This is a genomic window from Collinsella sp. AM28-11LB (genome assembly GCF_003469895.1).
Lineage (GTDB): Bacteria > Actinomycetota > Coriobacteriia > Coriobacteriales > Coriobacteriaceae > Collinsella.
Map to the genome: position 1 here is coordinate 115296 of NZ_QSKJ01000002.1, position 21365 is coordinate 136660.

The 21365-nt window shown below is 60.2% G+C and carries 21 protein-coding genes; 20 read left to right on the forward strand and 1 reads right to left on the reverse strand.

Annotation, left to right across the window (positions count from 1 at the left end):
* Positions 1-44 precede the first annotated feature (44 nt).
* The 19 genes from DW732_RS02455 to DW732_RS02545 all read left to right on the forward strand — a co-directional run bounded on the left by DW732_RS02455 (position 45) and on the right by DW732_RS02545 (position 17946).
* The gene (locus DW732_RS02455; RefSeq protein WP_199569711.1) at positions 45-1394 is read left to right on the forward strand and encodes a replication-associated recombination protein A; all 1350 of its coding nucleotides are present in this window, start codon (positions 45-47) and stop codon (positions 1392-1394) included.
* A 95-nt stretch (positions 1395-1489) separates the two neighbouring features.
* Positions 1490-2068, forward strand: a complete 579-nt coding sequence (locus DW732_RS02460) for a hypothetical protein (protein ID WP_118098516.1) — start codon at positions 1490-1492, stop codon at positions 2066-2068.
* 1 nt (position 2069) lies between these two features.
* Positions 2070-2447 (forward strand): hypothetical protein, encoded by a 378-nt coding sequence (locus tag DW732_RS02465; protein WP_022094590.1) that lies wholly within the window; start codon positions 2070-2072, stop codon positions 2445-2447.
* A 1-nt stretch (position 2448) separates the two neighbouring features.
* The gene (locus DW732_RS02470) at positions 2449-3240 is read left to right on the forward strand and encodes an RNA polymerase sigma factor SigF (RefSeq protein ID WP_118098518.1); all 792 of its coding nucleotides are present in this window, start codon (positions 2449-2451) and stop codon (positions 3238-3240) included.
* Entirely contained in the window at positions 3237-4646 is a 1410-nt protein-coding gene (locus DW732_RS02475) for an AI-2E family transporter (protein WP_118098520.1), read from the forward strand. Before DW732_RS02470 ends, DW732_RS02475 begins: the two co-directional genes overlap by 4 nt.
* Before the next feature lie 151 nt (positions 4647-4797).
* Complete coding sequence (alaS, locus tag DW732_RS02480) at positions 4798-7455, forward strand: alanine--tRNA ligase (protein WP_118098522.1); 2658 nt, start codon at positions 4798-4800, stop codon at positions 7453-7455.
* A gap of 17 nt (positions 7456-7472) precedes the next feature.
* On the forward strand, positions 7473-7901 hold the full coding sequence (ruvX, locus tag DW732_RS02485; RefSeq protein WP_118098524.1) for a Holliday junction resolvase RuvX: 429 nt from the start codon (positions 7473-7475) through the stop codon (positions 7899-7901).
* Positions 7894-9279, forward strand: a complete 1386-nt coding sequence (mltG, locus tag DW732_RS02490; protein WP_233539332.1) for an endolytic transglycosylase MltG — start codon at positions 7894-7896, stop codon at positions 9277-9279. The genes ruvX and mltG overlap by 8 nt, the downstream gene beginning before the upstream one ends.
* Before the next feature lies 1 nt (position 9280).
* Positions 9281-9778 (forward strand): YqeG family HAD IIIA-type phosphatase, encoded by a 498-nt coding sequence (locus DW732_RS02495; protein ID WP_118098527.1) that lies wholly within the window; start codon positions 9281-9283, stop codon positions 9776-9778.
* 8 nt (positions 9779-9786) lie between these two features.
* Entirely contained in the window at positions 9787-10320 is a 534-nt protein-coding gene (locus DW732_RS02500) for a shikimate kinase (protein ID WP_117735064.1), read from the forward strand.
* Positions 10317-11426: a hypothetical protein gene (locus DW732_RS02505; RefSeq protein ID WP_118098529.1), complete on the forward strand. Its 1110-nt coding sequence runs from the start codon at positions 10317-10319 to the stop codon at positions 11424-11426. The genes DW732_RS02500 and DW732_RS02505 overlap by 4 nt, the downstream gene beginning before the upstream one ends.
* Positions 11427-11559: 133 nt before the next feature.
* On the forward strand, positions 11560-12690 hold the full coding sequence (locus tag DW732_RS02510) for a Xaa-Pro peptidase family protein (protein WP_118098531.1): 1131 nt from the start codon (positions 11560-11562) through the stop codon (positions 12688-12690).
* 159 nt (positions 12691-12849) lie between these two features.
* A complete protein-coding gene (gene efp, locus DW732_RS02515) occupies positions 12850-13413 on the forward strand; it encodes an elongation factor P (RefSeq protein WP_006233983.1) in 564 nt (187 codons plus the stop codon).
* 24 nt (positions 13414-13437) lie between these two features.
* On the forward strand, positions 13438-13800 hold the full coding sequence (locus tag DW732_RS02520; protein WP_118098533.1) for an Asp23/Gls24 family envelope stress response protein: 363 nt from the start codon (positions 13438-13440) through the stop codon (positions 13798-13800).
* 3 nt (positions 13801-13803) lie between these two features.
* On the forward strand, positions 13804-14391 hold the full coding sequence (nusB, locus tag DW732_RS02525; protein ID WP_147326609.1) for a transcription antitermination factor NusB: 588 nt from the start codon (positions 13804-13806) through the stop codon (positions 14389-14391).
* Positions 14392-14393: 2 nt separating this feature from the next.
* Positions 14394-14633 (forward strand): exodeoxyribonuclease VII small subunit, encoded by a 240-nt coding sequence (locus DW732_RS02530; protein WP_006233978.1) that lies wholly within the window; start codon positions 14394-14396, stop codon positions 14631-14633.
* 34 nt (positions 14634-14667) lie between these two features.
* Positions 14668-15471, forward strand: a complete 804-nt coding sequence (locus DW732_RS02535; protein WP_233539338.1) for a TlyA family RNA methyltransferase — start codon at positions 14668-14670, stop codon at positions 15469-15471.
* A complete protein-coding gene (locus tag DW732_RS02540) occupies positions 15468-16328 on the forward strand; it encodes an NAD(+)/NADH kinase (protein WP_117762925.1) in 861 nt (286 codons plus the stop codon). The genes DW732_RS02535 and DW732_RS02540 overlap by 4 nt, the downstream gene beginning before the upstream one ends.
* Positions 16318-17946, forward strand: a complete 1629-nt coding sequence (locus tag DW732_RS02545; protein ID WP_117762926.1) for a DNA repair protein RecN — start codon at positions 16318-16320, stop codon at positions 17944-17946. Before DW732_RS02540 ends, DW732_RS02545 begins: the two co-directional genes overlap by 11 nt.
* Positions 17947-18005: 59 nt before the next feature.
* On the opposite strand, the gene DW732_RS02550 is transcribed toward DW732_RS02545, so the two are convergent.
* Positions 18006-18863 carry a MurR/RpiR family transcriptional regulator gene (locus DW732_RS02550; protein ID WP_118273438.1) on the reverse strand — a complete coding sequence of 286 codons (858 nt, stop codon included), beginning with the start codon at positions 18861-18863 and terminating at the stop codon, positions 18006-18008.
* 272 nt (positions 18864-19135) lie between these two features.
* Between DW732_RS02550 and DW732_RS02555 the strand changes: the two genes are divergently transcribed.
* The gene (locus DW732_RS02555) at positions 19136-21145 is read left to right on the forward strand and encodes a fructose-specific PTS transporter subunit EIIC (protein WP_117762928.1); all 2010 of its coding nucleotides are present in this window, start codon (positions 19136-19138) and stop codon (positions 21143-21145) included.
* Positions 21146-21365 lie beyond the last annotated feature (220 nt).

Consider the following 21365-nt stretch of genomic DNA (forward strand, 5'->3'; position numbering starts at 1 on the left):
ATACTGTTGGTCAACAACGATTTTGATTGATGCACGGGATGGCTATGGACGACCTTTTTTCTGCCTCGACGCGCGAGCGTTCCTTTAGAAATGCGCCGCTCGCGGTGCGCATGCGCCCCAATTCGCTCGATGATTACGTGGGCCAGCAAAAGGCCGTCGGTAAGGGCTCATGGCTGCGTGCCGCGATTGAGCACGACGTGCTATCGAGTGTGATTCTGTACGGGCCGGCCGGTACGGGCAAGACGACGCTGGCCCACATTATCGCTAACCATACCAAGAGCGAGTTTGTCGAGGTCAGCGCCGTCACGGGTACTGTGAAGGATCTGCGCCGCGTGATTGACGAGGCAAAGACGCGCCTGAATACCTACGACCGTCGCACCATCCTGTTTATCGACGAGATTCATCGCTTTTCCAAGTCGCAGCAGGATGCCCTGTTGCATGCAGTCGAGAATCGTACCGTCATTATGATCGGCGCCACGACGGAGAATCCGTACTTTGAGGTCAACTCGGCATTGCTCTCGCGTGGTCGCGTGGTGGAGCTTGAGCACCTCAAAGACGAGGATATCGCCACGCTTATCGAGCGTGCGCTCGAGGCGCCGCAGGGTCTGAACGGCACGTTCTCGGCCGATGAGGATACGGTTAAGACCATCTGCACGCTGGCCGCCGGCGACGCTCGCTCGGCGCTCACGACGCTCGAGCTTGCGAGCGAGATTGCCGTCACGCGTCCCGATACCGAGGGAACGCCAGCGCCTGCGGCGGGGGAGCGCTATCCCATTACCGTGGATGACGTGAAGATTGCCAATCCGCGTCGCGGTTTTTCGTATGACAAAAACGGCGACATGCACTATGACATTATCAGTGCGTTCATCAAGTCCATGCGCGGCAGCGACCCCGATGCCACCATTTATTGGCTCGCGCGCATGATCGATGCGGGCGAGGATCCTAAGTTCATCGCCCGCCGCATTATGATTCAGGCTTCTGAGGACGTTGGTAATGCCGATCCGCAGGCACTTTTGGTGGCGCATGCTGCCTTTAAATCTGCTGAAGTTATTGGCTATCCTGAATGTCGCATTAACCTGGCACAAGCTGCGCTCTATGTGTGCTTGGCGCCTAAGTCCAATGCGTGCGAGGCCTCGATCGATGCGGCGCTAGCCGATATCCACAGCAGTGGTCTTCGCGAGGTGCCCAGTTACCTACGCGATCGCCATCGCCCTGGTAGCGATGAGTACGGCGTTTACAAGTATCCGCACGATTATCCCGAAGGCTGGGTCGATCAGCGCTACTTGCCCGACGGCCTGGAACATGGTGCCTTTTGGCAGCCTGCCGGCCGCGGTTGGGAAGAGTGGCGTGTGGAGCAAAGCGAACGTGACCGTAGCGGTAACGCGCCCAAGTAGGTCATCGGCACCTCGCACATTCCCTTTGGGTATCTTTCCCCTTCTTTGGGGTACCATGAACAGCGTCTGTATTTCGATTTTTCCGGGAGGCTTGTATGAGTCCCATTCAAATTGCCCTGCTGGTGCTTGCCATTGCCGGCGTGTGGGCTATCGCTGAGCTCGCGCTCACGCTGCGCAAGACCCGCACCGTTGTCGACTCGCTCGATAAGACCGTAACCGACCTCAACAACACTATCGCCGAGGCGCAGCCGGTGGTGGCAAAACTCGACGGCGCTGTCGACGAGCTTACACCGGCACTTGCCCAGATTGAGCCGCTGCTTAAGTCGAGCAAGACCGCCGTTGACGCCCTGACGTCCAACCTCGTTGAGGTTGAGGCCGTCGTTCGCGACATTTCCGAGGTCACGGGCAGTATGGCCGAGGCCAGCAACGCCGTGTCGAGCGTGACCGATTCTGCCGCCGGTGCCGTGCAGAAGCTGTTCAATAAGGTGAAGGCACCTGCAGCTGACGCCGAGCGCAAGCTCGCCGCTGCCGCTGCGGAGGCCGAGCAGCCCACCGAGCGCGTCCTAATTGGCGAGGACGAGGCCGCCGGTGGCGCAGATGTGGCTCACAAGTCTGTAGCCAGGCCGGCTCAGTATTACACCTATACGCCCGCCGAGACCTCTGAGGAGTCCTGAGATGAGTAGCGAAGCAACCTGCCCCATCACGCTTACCGTTGCTGGTGACCCGCGTCTCGCTCGCCTTGTGCGCATGACGGCGGCCAACGTTGGTGCCCTGTGCTCCATGTCTGTCGATCGCATCGAGGACATCCGCATGGCTGCCGAGGAAGCCTTCATCTTTGGCTGCACGGCTGTTGATTCCGACGATATCTCGATCAAATTCGATGTCGACGAATCGCACGTGGGCATGACCTTTACCTTTGGCGATCAGGCGACTGTCGATGAAGACGACCAGGCTGCGGTGTATGCCGAGCTCATCCTTGCAAGCGTGTGCGACTCCTACGAAAAGACCGCGGCGCCCCTGACGCTTTCCCTCGACCTCAAGGCGGATATCTAATATGACCGAACGTTCCCGGAGCGGCAAGACCGCTTGGGATAAGGAGAAAACCCGCGAGCTGTTTCGCCGCTACAAGGAGACCGGTGATCCGGACGCCCGCGAGCAGCTCGTCATGTCCCATATGAACCTGGTAAGGTTTCTTGCCAACAAATTTAAGAATCGCGGCGAGCCACTCGATGACCTTTTGCAGGTCGGCTATCTGGGCTTGCTCAAGGCTATCGACCGCTTTGACCCTGAACGCGGACTTGAGTTCACGACGTTTGCGACACCCACTATCCTGGGTGAGATCAAACGCCATTTCCGCGACAAGGGCTGGAGCGTACGCGTGCCGCGTCGTCTGCAGGAGCTCTCGGCCAAGGTCAACCAGGCTACTGACAAACTTACCAACGAGCTGCAGCGTTCGCCCAAGGTTGAGGAGATCGCTGAGTATCTAGATGTGACTGTCGACGAGGTCCTCGAGGCTATGGAATCGTCTTCGGCCTATACCTCGGTGCCTATCGAGGCTCCCGGTACATCTGATTTCGACGATTCGCCTTCGATTCTCGACCGTTATGCCGACGAGGATAATGAGCTCGACTTTACCGATGACCGCTTGGTGATTGAGGAGGCCATTCGCGATTTCTCGCCGCGCGAGCGCGAGGTGATCGAGCTGCGCTTCGTGAAGGGCATGACCCAGATCGAGATCGCCAAGAAGCTGGGTATTTCTCAGGTGCAGGTTTCGCGTCTGCTGCGCCGCACGCTTAAGAAGATTCAGGACAAGATCGACCCCGACGGAGTGATGATTCGTTCATGAGTGAGCGCCCCCAGCAAACCGATCGCGCGCTGCGCGGCACCCGCATTATGACGCTGCGCATTTGGGCTGTTGTCGGCTGCATTGTTATTGCTGCTGTCATCTTTAACCTTATGGGCATCCTGGCACCGGTTATCGAGTTTCTCGCCGTCGGCTCCATTATTGCTTTTGTGATGTCCCCGATCACCAACTGGCTCGAGCACCATGGTGTGAATCGCGGCATCGGTTCGCTTATCGCGCTTATTGTTGTCGTTGCCGTGCTCGTCGGTGTCGTTTGCATCTTGTCGCCGATTCTTTTTGGTCAGATCATGGAAGTCCTGAGCCGCCTGCCCGAGCAGCTTCGTGTTGCGGGTGGCGATCTCAATGAGATGATCTCGCATGCCAAGACGCTTAACAACACGCCGCTCAAGGAGTATTTGGACGATAATCTTTCGTCGCTGGTCGCTGTGGCATCGAAGTATGTGTCACAGATCGCTGCCGAGCTTGGCCGCGGTGTGTTCCCGCTCATCACCAATACGGCCTCGCAGTTGTTCGTGATCTTCCTTGGTCTGGTGCTTGCCTACTGGATGGCCTGCGACTACCCTCGCATGCACCGCGAGATTTGCACCATCATCGGTCAGGAGAAGGAGACCTCGTACCGCTTTATGGTCGCCATCCTTTCTCGCTCCGTCGGCGGCTACATGCGCGGTATGGTCGTGACGTCCATCTGCGGTGGCTTCCTTGCCTTTATCGGTTTTATGATCATCGGCCATCCGTATGCGGCGCTCATGGCTATCTTTACCGGCATCATGCATTTGGTTCCGGTCGTCGGTCCCTGGGTGAGCGCAGCAATCGCCACGGTACTCGGCTTTATGTTCAGCCCCATGTTGGCGTTATGGACGCTCATCGTGACGATGGTCGCACAAAACGTCACCGATAACGTGATTTCGCCTAAGGTCATGCAGAGCTCGGTGCAGGTGCATCCCATCATGAGCCTCACGGCGCTCGTTATTGGCTCGGCACTCATGGGCCCCATCGGCATGATTATTGCCATCCCGTTGTGTGCGGCCCTCAAGGGTATCTTCGTGTACTACTTCGAGAATGAGACCGGCCGTCAGCTCGTGGCATACGACGGCGCCGTGTTTAAGGGCACACCGTACCGCGATGCCGATGGGAACCCGGTCGCCGCCTACGACGCGCTCGGAGATGATACGTTCATCTACGAGTCCGAGCTCATCGGCAACGAGACTGCGCCCGAGGCCAAGGCCATGCCCAAGCCTGAGCTCGATAATCCCTGGATTAAGCTCTCGGGTCTGCAGCCCGATGCGACGGGTTTCTTCAAGAATCCCTTCGCCAAGGATGACGATTCCAACACGGATGACGACACCAAAACCGGCATCGACGGCTCCATGGACGATGACGACAACTAGCGGGGTAATTCGATTCAATATTCATACGCGCTAACATGCAATTTCGCTGAAGGGCCGGCATTGTGCCGGCCCTCTTTTTGCACTTGCGCGGTGGGATGGTAATATCGTTACGTTTGAACTGTTTCGATGTGAAACCGAGGAGATTCCCTCTATGAGTGCTGACTACCCGTCAATGACTACGGCCGAGATTCGCTCTAAGTTCCTCAACTTCTTTGAGGGGCGCGGTCTTAAGCTCTATCCTTCTTCGTCCCTCGTCCCCGACGATCCTTCGCTGCTGCTTGCCAACGCCGGCATGAACCAGTTTAAGGAGTACTACCAGGGCAAGAAGACCATGAAGGAGATCGGCGCGATCTCCTGCCAGAAGTGTGTCCGCACCAACGACATCGACTGCATCGGTGAGGACGGCCGTCACCTGTCCTTCTTTGAGATGCTCGGCGACTTCTCCTTTGGCGGCATCTCCAAGCAGCAGGCCTGCGCTTGGGCTTTTGAGCTCATCACCAAGGAGTTCAAGCTGCCGCTCGACCGCCTGTACTTCACCGTCTTTACCGAAGACGACGAGACCCACGATGTGTGGCGCTCTCTGGGCGTTGCCGAGGATCACATCTCCCGCCTGGGCGAGGACGACAACTTCTGGGCCGCTGGCCCCACCGGCCCCTGCGGTCCGTGCTCCGAGATCTACTTTGACATGGGCGAGGAGGTCGGTTGCGGCAGCTCCGACTGCAAGCCCGGCTGCGACTGCGACCGCTTCCTTGAGTTCTGGAACCTCGTGTTTACCCAGTACGACCGGCAGGAGGACGGCTCCATGCCGGAGCTGCCGCACCGCAACCTCGATACGGGCATGGGCCTGGAGCGCATGGCCGCTATCATGCAGCATAAGACCGCCAACTACGACGGCGATCTGATGCAGCACCTCATCAAGCTCGGTGAGGAGATTAGCGGCAAGACCTATGACGCCGACGATTACTCCGGCGCCAGCCGCTCCCTGCGCATCATTGCCGACCACTCCCGTGCCGTCGACTTTATGATCTCGGACGGCATCCTGCCCGGTAACGAGGGCCGCGAGTACGTCCTGCGCCGACTGCTCCGCCGTGCCGTGTTCCACGGCCGCCTGCTGGGCATCGAGGGCGCCTTCCTGACCAAGTTCATCGACGAGGTCAACGCTCAGATGGGCGAGGCCTACCCTGAGCTGCTCAAGAACGTCGCGCTCGTCAAGGGTATCGTTGCCTCCGAGGAGGAGCGCTTCTCCACGACTCTCGACAACGGCCGCGTTTATCTTGACGAGGCCCTGGCAGCGCTCGCCGACGGCGCCGTCCTTCCGGGCGACGTTGCCTTTAAGCTGCACGACACTTTTGGTTTCCCCATCGACCTGACCGTCGAGATCGCCGGCGCTGCTGGCCATGACGTCGACATGGACGGTTTCACCGCCTGCATGGAGGACCAGAAGGCCCGCGCTCGCGCCAATGCCAAGGGCGACGCCTGGGGCAGCTTCAACGACGTGTGGGTCGAGCTTTCCGACAAGGTTGCCGCGACCGAGTTCGACGGTTACGACAACGATGTGATTGAGGGCGCCAAGGTTGTCGCCATCGTGCGCAACGGCGAGTCCGTCGAGTCCGCTGCCGCCGGCGAGGATGTTGAGGTCGTGCTCGACCGCACCCCGTTCTACGCCGAGATGGGTGGCCAGCAGGGCGACGCCGGCAAGCTTTCCGCCGAGGGCGTTGTTCTGACTGTTGCCGACACCAAGAACCACAATGGCCTGTATGCTCACGTCGCACACGTTGCCGAGGGCACGCTGACCGTCGGTGCTACCGTGACCGCCGCGCTCGACGCCGAGCGCCGTGGTTTCCTGCGCCGTAACCACACCGCCACCCACCTGCTCGACGCCGCGCTTAAGCAGGTCCTAGGCGAGCATGTCTCCCAGGCCGGCTCGCTGGTGACGCCCGAGCACCTGCGCTTTGACTTCACGCACTTCGAGGCTCTGTCTTCCGAGCAGCTCAAGGCTGTCGAGGACCTGGTCAACCAGCAGATTTTCGCTTCCAAGCCGGTCGTGACCCGCGTCATGGGCATCGATGAGGCCAAGGCCGCCGGCGCTGTCGCCCTGTTTGGCGAGAAGTACGGAGACGTCGTCCGCGTCGTCTCCGTGGGCGCCGAGGATCAGCCGTTCTCCCGCGAGCTCTGCGGTGGTACGCATGCCGCCAATACCGCCGAGATCGGTCTGTTCAAGATCATTTCCGAGTCCTCCACGGGTTCGAACGTCCGGCGTATCGAGGCCGTGACCTCCAAGGGCGCTCTCGATTACATGGACGACCGCCTGGCGCTCGTTGACGCTGCCGCCGCTGCGCTCAAGTGCCGCGTCGACGAGGTTCCCGCCCGCGTGGAGAACCTGCAGGCCGAGCTGCGCGAGACTTCTAACAAGCTCAAGAAGGCTCTGACCGGTGGCTCCTCCGACGCCATTTCCAGCGCCATCGACGGCGCTGTCGAGCTGAATGGATACAAGCTCGTCGTCGCTGAGCTCCAGGGTCTCGAGGCCGCAGACCTGCGCAACGTCTGGGATACCGTGCGCCAGAAGGTTGCCGGCCCCGTCGCCTGCGTAGTTGCCAGCGTTACCGAGAAGGGCACCCCGGCCCTGCTCGCCGCCGGCTCCGATGACGCTGTGAAGGCCGGTTTCCACGCCGGCAACGTGATCAAGCAGATCGCGGGCCTGGTCGATGGTCGCGGTGGCGGTCGTCCCAACATGGCCCAGGCCGGTGGCAAGAACGCTGCCGGTATCGCCGATGCCCTCGCGGTCGCCAAGACCGCGCTCGGCGCCTAAGAACCTAAGTAGTCGCTGTGGTCGCGCTCGCGCTGGACATAGGGGAGACTAGGATCGGTATTGCCGTCTCAAGCCGTGATGGCAAGATGGCAATGCCTGTCAAGGTGCTTCCGGCTGCTGAGGTCACCGGTATGGCCAAGACGTTTCGCTACATGGTCGAGGACTATGAGCCCGATATCCTGGTAAGCGGACGTCCCTTGACTATGGCCGGTGAGCCCGGCCCCCAGGCCGAGCGCGTCGCCGCCGTAGCGCAAAAGATTGCCGACGAGCTCGAACTTCCGCTGGAGTTTGAGGACGAGCGCCTGTCCTCGCAAGAGGCCAAGCGCATCTTGCGCGAGCAGGGACTCAACGAAAAGCAGATGAGGGGCAAGATTGACATGATTGCCGCTAGCCTGTTTTTGCAGACGTGGCTTGATCGTAAAAACGAGGAGGTCTCGCATGCCTAGCGCTTCCGATCCGCGCCAGCCGATTCGTACACGACAGCTTGTGCCGCGCCCTACCCAACCTGGCCAGCGTCCGGCACAGCCGACACAGCGCGCAGCTCAGCCTGCCGCGCGCCCGGTGCAGTCCTCCTCTCGTTCGGCCCAACCTGCTCAGCGGACGGGTCAGCAGCCCACTGCTCGTACAGCCCAGCCTACAGGCGGTACCCGCTTTAAGCAGCAGGCACCTATCCAGCGAACGCAGGCCCCCCAATCGCATCCGCATCACGCTCATGGCTCGCACGGCGTTGCTCCGGCCACGCGATCGAGCTATAACACGCACGCCCGCCGTGGTGCCCAAAAGAAAAGCTCCCCGGTGCCTATGATTATCGGTGGCGTTGTCGCCGTGCTTGCGCTTGTCGCGATCGTGTTCTTTGTCGTGCCAGTCGTCAAGGGCTTCTTTGCCGGCGAGGATTCGAAGGTCACGGCTGGTCAGCAGGTTACGGTGACCATTCCCGACGGTGCTTCGGGCGATACGATCGCCTCGATTCTCTCCGAGAACCATATCGTCGAAAATCCCAAGGATTACTATGCGGCGGTAAAAAAGCTCAACGCCGATATGTCGCTTAAGCCCGGTACTTATTCGTTCACCACGCTCATGGATGCGACTAAAGTGGTGCAGCAACTCATGGAAGGCCCTAACGCGGGCTCCAATGCGCTGACGATTCCCGAGGGCTTGACGGTCGATCAAGTCGCCGACCGTGTGGCCCAGGCCTACGACAGCATCTCTAAGGAAGACTTCCTCAACCAGGCCAAGGCCTCCAACTACGTGGACGATTATAGCTTCCTTAGGGGTGCTGCAAACGATTCGCTCGAGGGCTTCTTGTTCCCCAAGACCTATTCGCTGGGCGATTCGCCGACGGCCGATGATGTGATTCGCGCCATGCTCGATCAGTTTAAGACCGAGTACAAGTCGCTTGACTTTGCCAGCTGCGAGGCCAAGATCAAGGAGCGCTACGGTGTGGAGATGTCCGATTACGACATCGTTAACCTTGCCTCTATCGTTGAGCGCGAGGGTCTCAACGCCGATCAACGGTCGCACGTTGCCTCGGTCTTCTACAACCGCCTCGCCGGTAAGCTTGACGGTCTGCGTTATCTCAACAGCGATGCGACCATGATGTATGTTACCGGCGGCGAGGTTACCGCCGACGATCTGCAGAGCGATAGCCCGTATAACACCTATAAGCACGAGGGCCTGCCGCCCACGCCCATCTGCTCTCCGTCGTTCGAGGCGCTCAAGGCTACCCTTGAGCCGACCGACTCCGATGACCTGTATTTCTACATTACGCAGGACGAGGAGTATTTCTCGAAGACCTACGAAGAGCACCAACAGTCTTGGAATTAGCATGAGGATTTTTAGCCCCAAACGATACGTTGCCTCGGTCGATCGCATCGACCTTGATGCCCTGTGGGCCGACGGCAAGCGAGCCATTCTGCTCGACCGCGACAACACCCTGGTGCCGCGCGATACCGAGCAGGTTCCCGCCGCGGTTTCCGCTTGGCTCGATGCCGCCCGTGCCAAAGGCTTTAAGCTGTGCATGGTGTCCAACAACTGGCATCGCGACCAGGTCATGAGCTCTGCACGCGAGTTGGGGCTCGAGGCCATCAGCCACGCCATGAAGCCGGCGCCGTTTGCCCTCAAGGCGGGTCTTAAGCGCCTCGGCGCCACGGCCGACGAGGCGGTGCTGATCGGTGATCAGCTCTACACGGACGTGTGGAGCGGCAACTTTGCCGGCGTCGATACCATCCTGGTCAAGCCGCAAGCAACCCAGGACCTGTGGTACACGCAGATCTTCCGTATCTTTGAGCGCCGGGCCCTGCGCGACCTTCCCTGCGAGGAATAGGTCTCTCTATGTCCCAGCACATCAAACACGGCTGCGACCATATCTTCTTTATCGGCTTTTTGGGCGCGGGCAAATCGACGCTCGCGCGCAACGTCGGCACCATGTTCAAGCGGCGTTTTATCGATACCGACCGCCTGGTCGTGCGTCGATGCGGCAAGTCGGTTACCGAGATTTTTGAGACCGAGGGCGAGGATCGTTTTCGCGAGCTCGAGACCTCGGCACTCCGTTCGCTTCAAAGCGAGCGCAGCCTGCTGGTATCGTGCGGGGGTGGCATCGTCGAGACGCCAGTGAACATTAAACTGATGCACGAAATGGGTACGTGCGTGTACCTCGAGGGCGACTTTGAGGACTCGTTGCGCCAGATTCGTCGGTGCGACACGCGCCCCGATTTCCGCTCGCCCGAGCATGCCGCGCGCCTGTTTGAGCATCGCCGTCCGCTGTATCGCCAGGCCGCCGACCTTACCCTTGATATTCGCAACAAGTCCTTCGAGGACGTTTCCTACCTTTGTGCCGAGATGCTTTTGGAGCGTGGACTGCTATGATTCGCCGTCAACTGATCAATTTCCAAAACCGCAGCGTCGATGTCCGTGTCGGATTGGGCGCGTTCGATGAGCTGTCGCGTATGTTTGCCTCGGCCGTGGGCAAGCCTAAGCGTGCGATGGTCGTTTGGAACACCGCCACGTCAGAGCGTTTTGGCGAGGTCGTTGAGCATGCTCTGGTCGATGCCGGCTTTGCCGTGTCGCTGCTCGTCCTCGAGGTTTCGCCTGCCGGTGCCGCGCTGGCCGATGCCGATGCTATCTTTGGCGCCCTGTCTGCCAACGGCGTTACCTGCGACGATCTGGTTGTCGCCGTTGGCGATGCCGCAACCTGCTCGGTTGTTAGCTGGTGCGCCAACCAGTGGTGTGGCCGAACCGAGTGCGCGCTGCTGCCGACGACCTTCGACGCCATGCTCACGGTCGCGACGACCATGAAGCCGCTCGTCGCTTCGTCGGCGAATGCGCTTCCCGCTATCGCGTTTCGTCTCGAACCGGGCTTGGTCGTGTGTGACCTCGACCTTGTTCGCGAAGCGGACCCCGAGGACCTCAAGCTCGGCTATGCGGTACTTGTTGGCACCATGCTTTCGAGCAGCAAGTCGCGCTGGAATCAGTTTATCGAGACTGTCCCCGAGATTCTTGCTGGTGAGGAGGTCGCGCTCGTCAATGCCGTCCAATGGTCTCAGACTGCCCGCAAGGACGTGCTGACGGCCACGAACCCGAGCGCTCGCCATGCGCTCGATTTTGGCAAGATGGGGGAACGCACCCTGCGCGCCTGCTTGGGCGATGCCGCTTCGCAGGTCCCTGCCTACCAGCTGTTGTCCGAGGGCATGCGCTTTGAGGCGCGCCTTGCACATGATGCCTGCGACTTCGATATCGATTACGTCTTTGAGGTCGATGACTGCCTGGAGGACTTTGGCATCGAGGAACTTGCCTTCGATCTGGAGCCCGCCGCATATATCGAGGAGTTCCGCAGGCAGCAGTTCGCGCGCTCGAACCGTAGCATGCTGCCGTTGCCCGCGGCGCTTGGCGCTATTCGTTTGACCAGCGTGGAGGACGAGGTTCTCGAGCGCCATGCCCAGGCGTATCTGGCTTCTCGTAAGGAACTTCTCTAAGATTTATTGACATCCATCGTCTTTCGTATCATGTTGAGGGACGGGTTTTCAATCGGTTACGAATCGCTTTCGTTTTCGTACGCTGATTGAGCCCGTCCCGTCTTTATGTGACGACAACAAGAAAGGAATCTGCATGTCTGAGTTTGCTGCCGGTCCTGCCGGTCGTATCGAGCGTGTCCGTGCCCTGATGGTCGAGCGTGGCTACGACGCCATCGTGGTGCGCGACGAGGCAAATCTTCGTTGGCTTACGGGCGTGAAGGGCGTCTTCGATTACACCTTCGAGTTTCCGCACGCGGCGTTTATTACGGCTGACCAGTGCCTGTTCCATACCGATTCGCGCTATCTCAACAGCTTTGAGGAGAACACGCCCGCCGGCAGTTCCTGGGTCTACGACATGGACGAGGGCACCATCCCCGGTTGGGTCGCCGGCAAGATCGCGGCCAACAAGTGCCGCGTCTGCGCTGTCGAGGACGATATGCAGATTAACTTCTACCAGGGCATTCAGCGCGGCCTGGAGGACCGCTCCGTCGCTTGCATGCTGCCGCTGATGCACGACGACATCCGTAAGATGCGCGCCGTCAAGGATGCCGAGGAGATCGAGCTCATGCGCCACGCACAGTCGATCACCGACGCCGCCTTCCAGCATATGCTCGGCTTTATTAAGCCTGGTATGACCGAGAAGCAGGTTCGCAACGAGCTCGAGAACTTTATGTTCGCCAACGGCGCCGACAGCTTGGCCTTTGGCTCCATCGTCGCGAGCGGTCCCAACACTGCGAACCCGCACGCCGTCCCGAGTGACCGCGTGATCGAGAAGGGCGACTTCGTCCTCATGGATTACGGCGCGGGCTATTGCGACTACCGCTCCGATATGACGCGTACCGTCGTGATGGGCGAGCCTACCCAGGAGCAGCTCGACCTGTACGCGCTCGTGCGCCGTACGCACGAGGAGTGCGTCGCCGCCATCCATCCGGGCGTCGAGGGCAACGACATTTTCAAGCTTTCTAAGAAGATTATCGGGGATGCCGGTTATGGCGATTACTACAACCATGGCCTGGGCCACGGCGTCGGTATCGACATCCACGAGCTGCCCAACTTCAACCGTAGCAAGAACATCATCGAAGTTGGCTCGGTTATTACCATGGAGCCCGGCGTGTACCTGCCTGGTGTGGGCGGCGTGCGCTTGGAGGACTACGGCGTGGTCACCGAGAACGGCTACGAGCCCTTCACCAAGACCCCGCATGACCTCCACGTTATCGACTGCTAGTCTACTTCGTAGATAGTTTGGGGCGGGGCGTCCGAAATGATTCGGGCGCCCCGCGTTCTCTTTTTATGCGCTCGCTGCAGGCGCCGTCTGCAAGTGTATAATTTCGGTCGTATGTAATTTGGACGCTTGTGCGTTCTGCCTATAACAAGAAAGGTCGCTATGCCTACCATTTCTACCGCCGACTTCAAGAACGGCCTCGGTCTCCGCATTAAGGACAAGGTCTACACCATCGTCGAGTTCCAGCATGTCAAGCCGGGAAAGGGTGGCGCGTTTGTGCGCTACAAGACCCGCGACATCAAGAGCGGCCGCGTCGTCGAGAATACCTGCAACGCCGGCACCAAGTTCGAGAGCGTCATGCTCACCACCCGTGAGTTCCAGTACCTCTACAACGATGGCACCGACTACATCTTCATGGACAACGAGTCCTATGAACAGGTTCCCGTTCCCGAGGACATGGTGGGCGAGAACTCCAAGTGGCTGCGCGAGAACGACATCTGCCAGCTGCTCTTCGCCGACGATGAGCTCATGGGCGTGACCCCGCCGATGTTCATCGAGACCACCATTGTCCAGACCGACCCGGGCTTTAAGGGCGACACCGTTCAGGGTTCCACCAAGCCGGCCACGATCGACACCGGCGCTGTCATCCAGGTCCCCATGTACCTTAACGAGGGCGAGGTCATCAAGGTTGACACCCGCGACGGCAAGTTCGTCTCCCGCGTCTAGCAACCAACTCTTCTAGGAGGACTCATGCCCCAGGAAATCAAGATTGACGGCATCGGCATTTCACCCGATGTTCTGACCGCCATCGTCTCGCGCGCCGTGTCCGATGTCGAGGGCGTCGCCTCCGTTGGCGTCAAGGACCTTGCCACCAACCTTGTCTCCATGATGCTCTCGTCCAAGGCCCCGGCTTCCGAGCCGGCGGTCGAGGCCGAGGTCGTCGGTGACAAGCTCGCACTCACCGTGCGTGTTGTGGTGTTCTTTGGCTATCCGTTCAAGAAACTCGCCGAGGCCGTTCGCGCCGCCGTGGTCGCCGCCATCGATGCCCAGGTGGGCGTTGAGGTCGAGCGCGTTGACGTTTGCATCGACGGCCTCGTTTTCCCCAAGGAGTAACCTTTGAGCCTTAAGGTTTATCGCGGGCGCACGCTTGCCCGCAGTCAGGCGCTGCAGCTGCTGTTCCAGGCCGAGGCCACGGACAGCCCGCTCGAGCGTGTCCTCGAGGGCGATTTCCTGATCTCGAAGGGTCCCCTCGACCCCTATGCGCTGGTGCTTTGCCGCGGTGCCTACGAGCATATTGATCGCATCGACTGTGCCCTGCGCGCCGTCGCCAAGAACTGGGATCTTATGCGCATGCCCGGTGCCGACCGCAATCTGCTGCGTATCGCTGTCTATGAGATGCGCTTCCTCACCGACGAAGAGGTTTCGGACGCTATCGTGATCAACGAGGCCGTAGAAATCGCTAAGGCTTATGGTACCGACCAGTCCGCATCGTTTGTCAACGGCGTGCTGGGCAAGATCGCTCGCAGCGAGGAGCTGCCGGGCGAGGACCTGTACCAGGAGCTGCTGGCCGAGGATCGCGCTCGCGAGGAGGCACAGGCTGCCGAGGCGGCCGCCAAGGTCGCTGCCGCTCAGGCTGCCGCCGGCGTATTAGCCGAGGATGCGGACGCTGCTGAGGCCGTCGAGGCCGACTCCGTCGAGGAGTAGTCATGCCAGAGGGTTCTGTCCGCAACTTTGACGAGATCTCGGACCGTCTAGACCAGATCATCGCTACCGTTCGCTCCAAGGATACGTCCTTGGAGCGTTCACTCGATCTGTTTGACGAGGCGATTGAGCTGGGCTCCCGCGCGGTCGATATGGTCGACAAGTTTGAGCTGACTCCGCGTGAGGCCGATAAGCTCGAGCAGGAATACGATGAGGACGCGGCAAACGAATCCCAGGATAGCTAGCCGCATCTCCGGATACGAATGGTTGATGGCATTCATGAAACGCGTGCGTCTTGATGACGAACTGATTTCACAGGGCATCTGCGCCGATCGCGCGGATGCCCTTCGCACTCTTATGGCCGGCTTGGTCTCGAGTGGCGGCGAGCGCTTGACTTCGCCGGGCCTTAAGGTGACCCCGGGTCTGCCGCTGCACGTGAAGGGGCGCATTCCCTATGTCGGCCGCGGCGGTCTTAAGCTCGAAGGCGCGCTTGATGCGTTTGACATCAATCCGACGGGCCTTGCCTGTCTGGATGTTGGCTGCTCTACCGGCGGCTTTACCGATTGCCTGCTCAAGCGCGGAGCTGCGACCGTTGTCTCGGTGGACGTGGGTCGCGCCCAGTTCGATTGGTCGTTGCGTCAGGACGATCGCGTGACACTGCATGAGCGCACAAACGTGACGCAGCTGCCCGAGCTTGGCTATGCGGGCGCCATCGACCTGGCTGTGTGTGATGTCTCGTTTACCAGCATTGCGAACATTATCGATGCGGTGCTGGCGTGCCTGGCACCTATGGGCGCATTCTGCACGCTCGTAAAGCCGCAGTTTGAGGCTCCGGCGGCGCTGGTGGGTGAGGGCGGCATTGTGACCGATCCCGCTGTGCGCCGCGATACACTCGCGGCGGCGATTGAGCTCTTTGCTGCCAAGGGCCTGTTCCCGGTCGATGTGTGCGTGTCACCCATTCATGGTGCCAAGGGCAACGTTGAGTTTTTCCTGTACGGCACGAGGTTTGCCCCCGGTGAACGCACCGACGATGAGCTGCAATCCCAGGTATCGGTTTTGAGCGAGAAAGCTGCAACGCTATGAAGGTCTTTCTGGTTCCCAATTACTACAAGCAAGAGGCGGTCGAGAGTGGCCTGATGCTCGAGCTTTGGCTTTCGCGCCAGGGCTACGAGGTGGCATGGGCTGCCGATCAGCGCTCCAAGATCCAGAGCGCGCCCGATGTTGACGATGCCGACCTGGTCATTACGCTCGGCGGCGACGGCACGCTGCTGCGCGCGGCTCGTATCCTCAACTATCGCGAGATTCCTATCCTCGGTCTTTCCTATGGCCACCTGGGCTTTTTAACTGCTGCGAGTCCGGAGGAGCGCGACATCCTGCAGGTCGTGAGCGATGCCCTGTCCGGCGAGCTGCACGTGAGCCGTCGCGCCACGATCGCCGCGGATATCGTGTCCGTGCGCGACGATGGCACGAAGGATGTTGTGCGCACGTTCGCCCTCAACGACATGGCGCTCACGCGCGGCCCCCTTTCCGATATGGTCGAGTTTGACATCACAGTGTCGGACCACCATATCGATCGCTTGCGTGGTGATGGCGTGGTCGTGTCCACGGCGACTGGTTCTACGGGGTACGCGCTGAGTGCCGGTGGCCCCATCGTGAGCCCCGACTATACGGGCATGGTCTGCGTACCCATTGCCCCGCACACCATTCAGGCCCGTGCCTTTTTGACTTCGCCGAGTGATGTCGTCGAAATCTTTATGTCTGATGACCGCCCGAGCGTTCCGGCGATCGCTATCGATGGACAGTTTATTACCTGCGATGGGACCGTCGAGAGCGTGGCGGCGCGTCGTGGGCCCGGAGATGTGCTGCTGCTCGATTACGGCCCCGAGAGCTTTTATAACTCGGTGAGCCGCGTATTCTACGGAGTCCGTCATGATCGATGAGCTGCAGGTTTCTAACATTGCACTCATTCGCGAGGCGACGTTGGTGCCGAGTGCCGGCCTGACTGTCCTGACCGGCGAGACCGGCGCCGGCAAGACCGCGCTGCTCTCGGCGCTCAAGCTCATTTTGGGCGAGCGCGCGGATTCGTCGATGGTGCGCGAGGGCGAGGCGCTGGCGAGCGTCGAGGCGCGCTTGTTCGACGGGCCGCACGACACGGAAGGCTTCACCGTGCAGCGCAGCCTTTCCGCCGAGGGCCGCAGTCGCGTAAAAATTGACGGCCGCATCGCCAGCGTGCGCGAGCTTTCGGAGCGCGTTGGCGTGATGATGGATTTGTGCGGGCAGCATGAGCATCAGCGCTTGCTCGACCCGGCGCATCACGTTGCGATGGTCGATGCCTGGGCGGGGCGCTCTGCGCTCGAGGCGCTGGATGCGTACCGCACCTGCTTTAAGGCATCGCGCGCTGCCGCCAAGGAAGTTCGACGTGTCGAAGAGGCCTCGCGTGCGCAGGGGAGCCGCGTCGAGGAGGCGCGCTTTGCCCTCGAGCGCATCGGCGAGGTCGACCCCAAGCCGGGCGAGTATGAGGAGCTCGAGGAACTGCTACCGCGCTCCGAACATGCCGAGGTACTGGTTGCCACAGCTAACGATGGCCATGCATCGCTTGCCGCCGAAGGGGGAGCGCTCGATGCCGTGAACAGTGCCGTGGCAGAGCTTTCCCGTATGGCTGCCGTCGATCGCAAACTGGGTGACATTGCCGATGCGCTTTCGGATGCCTGTATCTCCCTTGAGGATTGCGCGAACGAGCTTCGTGCCTATCGCGATGGCATCGCCTTCGACCCGCGCGAGCTCGCTCGCATGCGTGAGCGGTATTCCGACCTCAAGGGCCTGTTGCGTCAGTGGGGTCCCACCATGGACGATGTGTTTGCCATGCGCGATCGCTCGCAAGAGCTGCTGTCCCTGGTCGATGATGGCGATGAACAGATCAAACAGGCGCGTGAGGCGCTCGGGATCGCCGAGCGCGAGTTGTTTGCCGCTGCCAAGGCACTTAAGCGCGCTCGCAATACGGCGGCCCCGCGCTTCTGCCACGAGGTTGGCCGCCAGATGGCGCGCTTGGAGATGGGTAGTGCCGAGCTCGTCTGGGAGTCACGTGATCTTCCCCGTGCTGAGTGGACGCCCGTTGGTCCTTCGAGCTACGAGCTGCTATACCGCAGCGGTGCCGGTTTGACGCCGCGCCCCCTGCGCCGAATTGCGTCGGGCGGCGAGCTAAGCCGCGTCATGCTGGCAAGCAAGGTTGTCCTCGGTAACGCAGACGGTGTCGATACGCTGGTGTTTGACGAGGTTGATGCTGGTGTTGGTGGCTCCACGGCGCGTGCGCTTGCAGGCGTGCTGGCAGATCTCGCCGCTACACATCAGGTGATTGTCGTAACCCACTTGGCACAGGTTGCCGTCATGGCCGACAAGCATTATGTTGTCAGCAAGGAACCGGGCGATGTTCCCCAGACGCATTTGGACGAGGTAACCGGCGAAGCGCGTACCGCCGAGATCGCCCGCATGCTCAGCGGCGATCAGTCCGAGGCAAGCTTGGCTCACGCAAAGCAGATGCTCGAAGAAGCTCGAGGTTAGGTCGTATCAGCGGTGTTGGTGGGACAAAATAGACTGTAATTTTTGTCCCACAACGCGTTTTACTCAACGACCTTGTCCGGCTGGATGAGCTCCTCGTAGTAGCTGATATGCTCGCGCGCGTCCTCGATTTCGGGCAGCAGGAAGTTGTAGATAACCTCGATGATCATCGTTGCGCTGATTTTAGAGAACGCAAAGTCGCCCGTCGTCAGCAGCGCTTCGTGGTTGACGGTATTAAAGGTGTAGTCTGCCAGGCGCGCGAGCGGGGATTTGCTGTCACTGCTGATGACGACTATGGTTGCGCCGCAGTCGCGAGCCGCTTTTGCCATGCGATTCAGTCGGCGCGATTTGCCGGAGTTTGAGATAAGCACGATGACGTCACCCGGGCGCAACGTGAGCGCAAAGCCGATTGATGTCTCGCTAATGGTGCTTGCCATGCAGCGCAGGCCCAGCTGCGAAAACTTAAACGTCGCATCGAGCGCGACCGCGTTCGTATTGCCCACAGCCGCAAACTCAATAACCCCTGCATGCTTAAGGGCATGCACAACAGCCGCCAGCGTATCGTGGTCGATCCCGTCGATGGTCGCATTAAGCTCGCTCACCTTGGCAGCCAGAATGTTCTTGAGGCTCTGCTCCATATTGTCGAGCGAGACTTCGTCAGTCAGGCCCTCGTTGCGCTGGCTTTCCAAATCCCTTGCCAACGAAAACTGAAAGCTGCGGAAGCTACCAAAGCCCAGCTTGCGGCAGAAGCGCGAAACGGTCGCCTCGGACGTGGCGGCGGCGCGCGAGAGCTGAGCCGCCGTGAGGCGTGGCGCCTCGGACTGGTGCTCCAATATATAGTCGACAATGCGCTGCTCGGACTCGCTATATCCCTGATGGGTACTAATGAGGGAAAGCGCGCTCTTGCTACTATCGGTCATGGATGGCTCCTGGTTGGCATGAAAATCGGACTCGTTTTGTATTCTCATAGTATAGGGGGATTTTCAATTACAAGATACATCTTGCCGTTTCAAGAGTTGATGGTAAACTTTCACCTACCGTTTACGGTTATGAAAGAACCTTTCACCGGAGAATTGCGCCTTGTCTCTTCTCACGCGGACGGTAGGTTGGTATCTTTCAGTTGTGGAAAAGCGCGCAAGGACGCGCGTGTAGGGGAGCGCCTGCGGGCGCAAAACTTAAAAAGGAGGGACACATGGCTAAGTTTGACATCATCGCCGCGACCGGTTGCCCGACCGGCATTGCGCACACCTTCATGGCGAAGGAGGCGCTGGAGAAGGCAGCTGCCGAGCGAGGTCTGACCATTAAGGTCGAGACTCATGGCCAGGTCGGTGTCGAGAACGAGCTCAGCAAGAGCGAGATCGCTGGCGCCAAGGCCGTCGTCGTCGCAGCTGACAAGGATGTCCAGGCCGAGCGTTTTGCCGGCAAGCCCATGGTTTCCGTTGGTGTATCCAAGGCCCTGTCCGTTGAGGCCGCCGGTAAGCTGATTGACCGCGCGCTCGCCGCCAAGGGCGACAGCACGGTTGCAGCCGCTGCCGATGTCGAGGACGAGGTCGAGGAGAAGGAGTCCATCGGCCACGTCATCTACAAGCACCTTATGAACGGCGTCAGCCATATGCTGGTCTTCGTCGTCGCCGGTGGTGTCCTGACCGCCGTTTCGTTCCTGTGGGGCATCACGTCCTTCGATTCGACGGCTGCCGACTACAACAGCTTCGCCGCTATGCTCAAGATCATCGGCGGCATTGCCATGAACCTCATGGTTCCCGTGCTTTCCGCCTACATCGCCGAATCCATCGGCAAGCGCCCGGCGCTCGTCCCCGGTTTTGTTGCCGGCATGATCGCCATCCAGGGCCTGCCTGTTAACGCCGAGACCGGCCTGATCGACGCCGGTGGCGCCGGCGTGGGCTTCGGCTTCCTCGGCGGCATCGTCGGTGGCTTCCTCGCCGGTTATGTCATCCTACTGCTCGAGAAGGTCTTTGCCGGTCTGCCCAAGAACCTGGACGGCCTCAAGGCAATCTTTTTGTACCCGCTGTTCTCGACGGCTATCGTCGGCTTGGTCATGCTCGGCATTTCCGGCCCCATGGCTGCCATCAACACCGCCATGATGGACTTCCTCAAGGGTCTGTCCGCCTCTGGCGCCGTTGTTCTGGGTCTTGCTATCGGCTGCATGTGCGCCTTTGACATGGGCGGCCCGGTCAACAAGGCTGCTTATGTCACCGGTACCGCTATGCTCACCGAGGCCCTGGCCGCCGGTGTTGGCACCGACACCTACAACTTTGGTACCAACTTCATGGCTGCCGTCTCCGCCGCTTGCATCGTTCCGCCGCTGATCACCACCTTCGCCGTCGTTGTCGGCAAGAAGTACTTCAGCCAAGAGGATCATGACGCCGGTATCGTCAACCTCATCCTTGGTTGCACCCACATCACCGAGGGCGCCATTCCGTTCATGACCAAGAACATCTGGCCCGTCATGCCCATCATGATGCTCGGTTCCTCTATCGCTTCGATCCTGACCATTATGTTCAACGTTCACGATCCGGCGCCTCACGGTGGCTTCCTGGTCCTGCCCGTTGTCGAGAACGGTCCGCTGTGGGTCCTCGCGATCCTCATCGGCGCCGTGGTCGGTGGCATCCTGTTCGTGGCCTTCAAGAAGCACGACTTCGAGAAGAATCAGAAGGCCGCTCCTGCTGCTCCCTCTAAGTCGGTCGAGGCTCCCAAGCCCGCTGCTGTCGAGGCCCCCAAGGCCGAGGCTGCCGACTTTGTGAAGGTCGAGAACGTTTTTGTCGCCGAGGACTTCACTTCTCGTGACGAGGCTCTGAGCTTCGTTTCCAACCAGGCTGTCAAGGCCGGTATCGCCAGTGACGCCGACGCCGTGATGAACGCCTTTCTGGCTCGCGAGGCCGAGGGCACCACGGGCATGATGGAGGGCTTCGCCATTCCGCATGCCAAGTCCGACGCCATTACCGAGGCTGCCGTCATCGTCGTCAAGGACGAGTCTGGCGTGACCGGTTGGGACACCATGGACGGCGCTCCCGTCAACGTGGCCATCGCTCTGCTCATCCCGGGTGCCCAGGCTGGCACCACGCACCTCAAGATCCTGTCCAAGGTCGCCGAGGCGCTCATGGACGAGGACTTCCGTGCCACCGTCAAGGGTTCCGCCGACGCCGCCGAGATCGCAAAGACGATCAACGACCGCCTGGTCTAATCCCACAGTCGCGAATTACATCGCCCCCTGTAACAAAGGCGGAGACCCTCTCCAGGGCCTCCGCCTTTTTCGGAAACAGAGAACACACCGGTTTATCCCATCAGCCAGAATTCCTTTCAGCCGACATTGCTCTGGACCGACCGAGTTTCCGCAGCTTGCTCGCTGGGCGGGGCGATTAAGTTTGTCGCGAGTTCCGCACGCAAAGGAAAGCACTTAATGT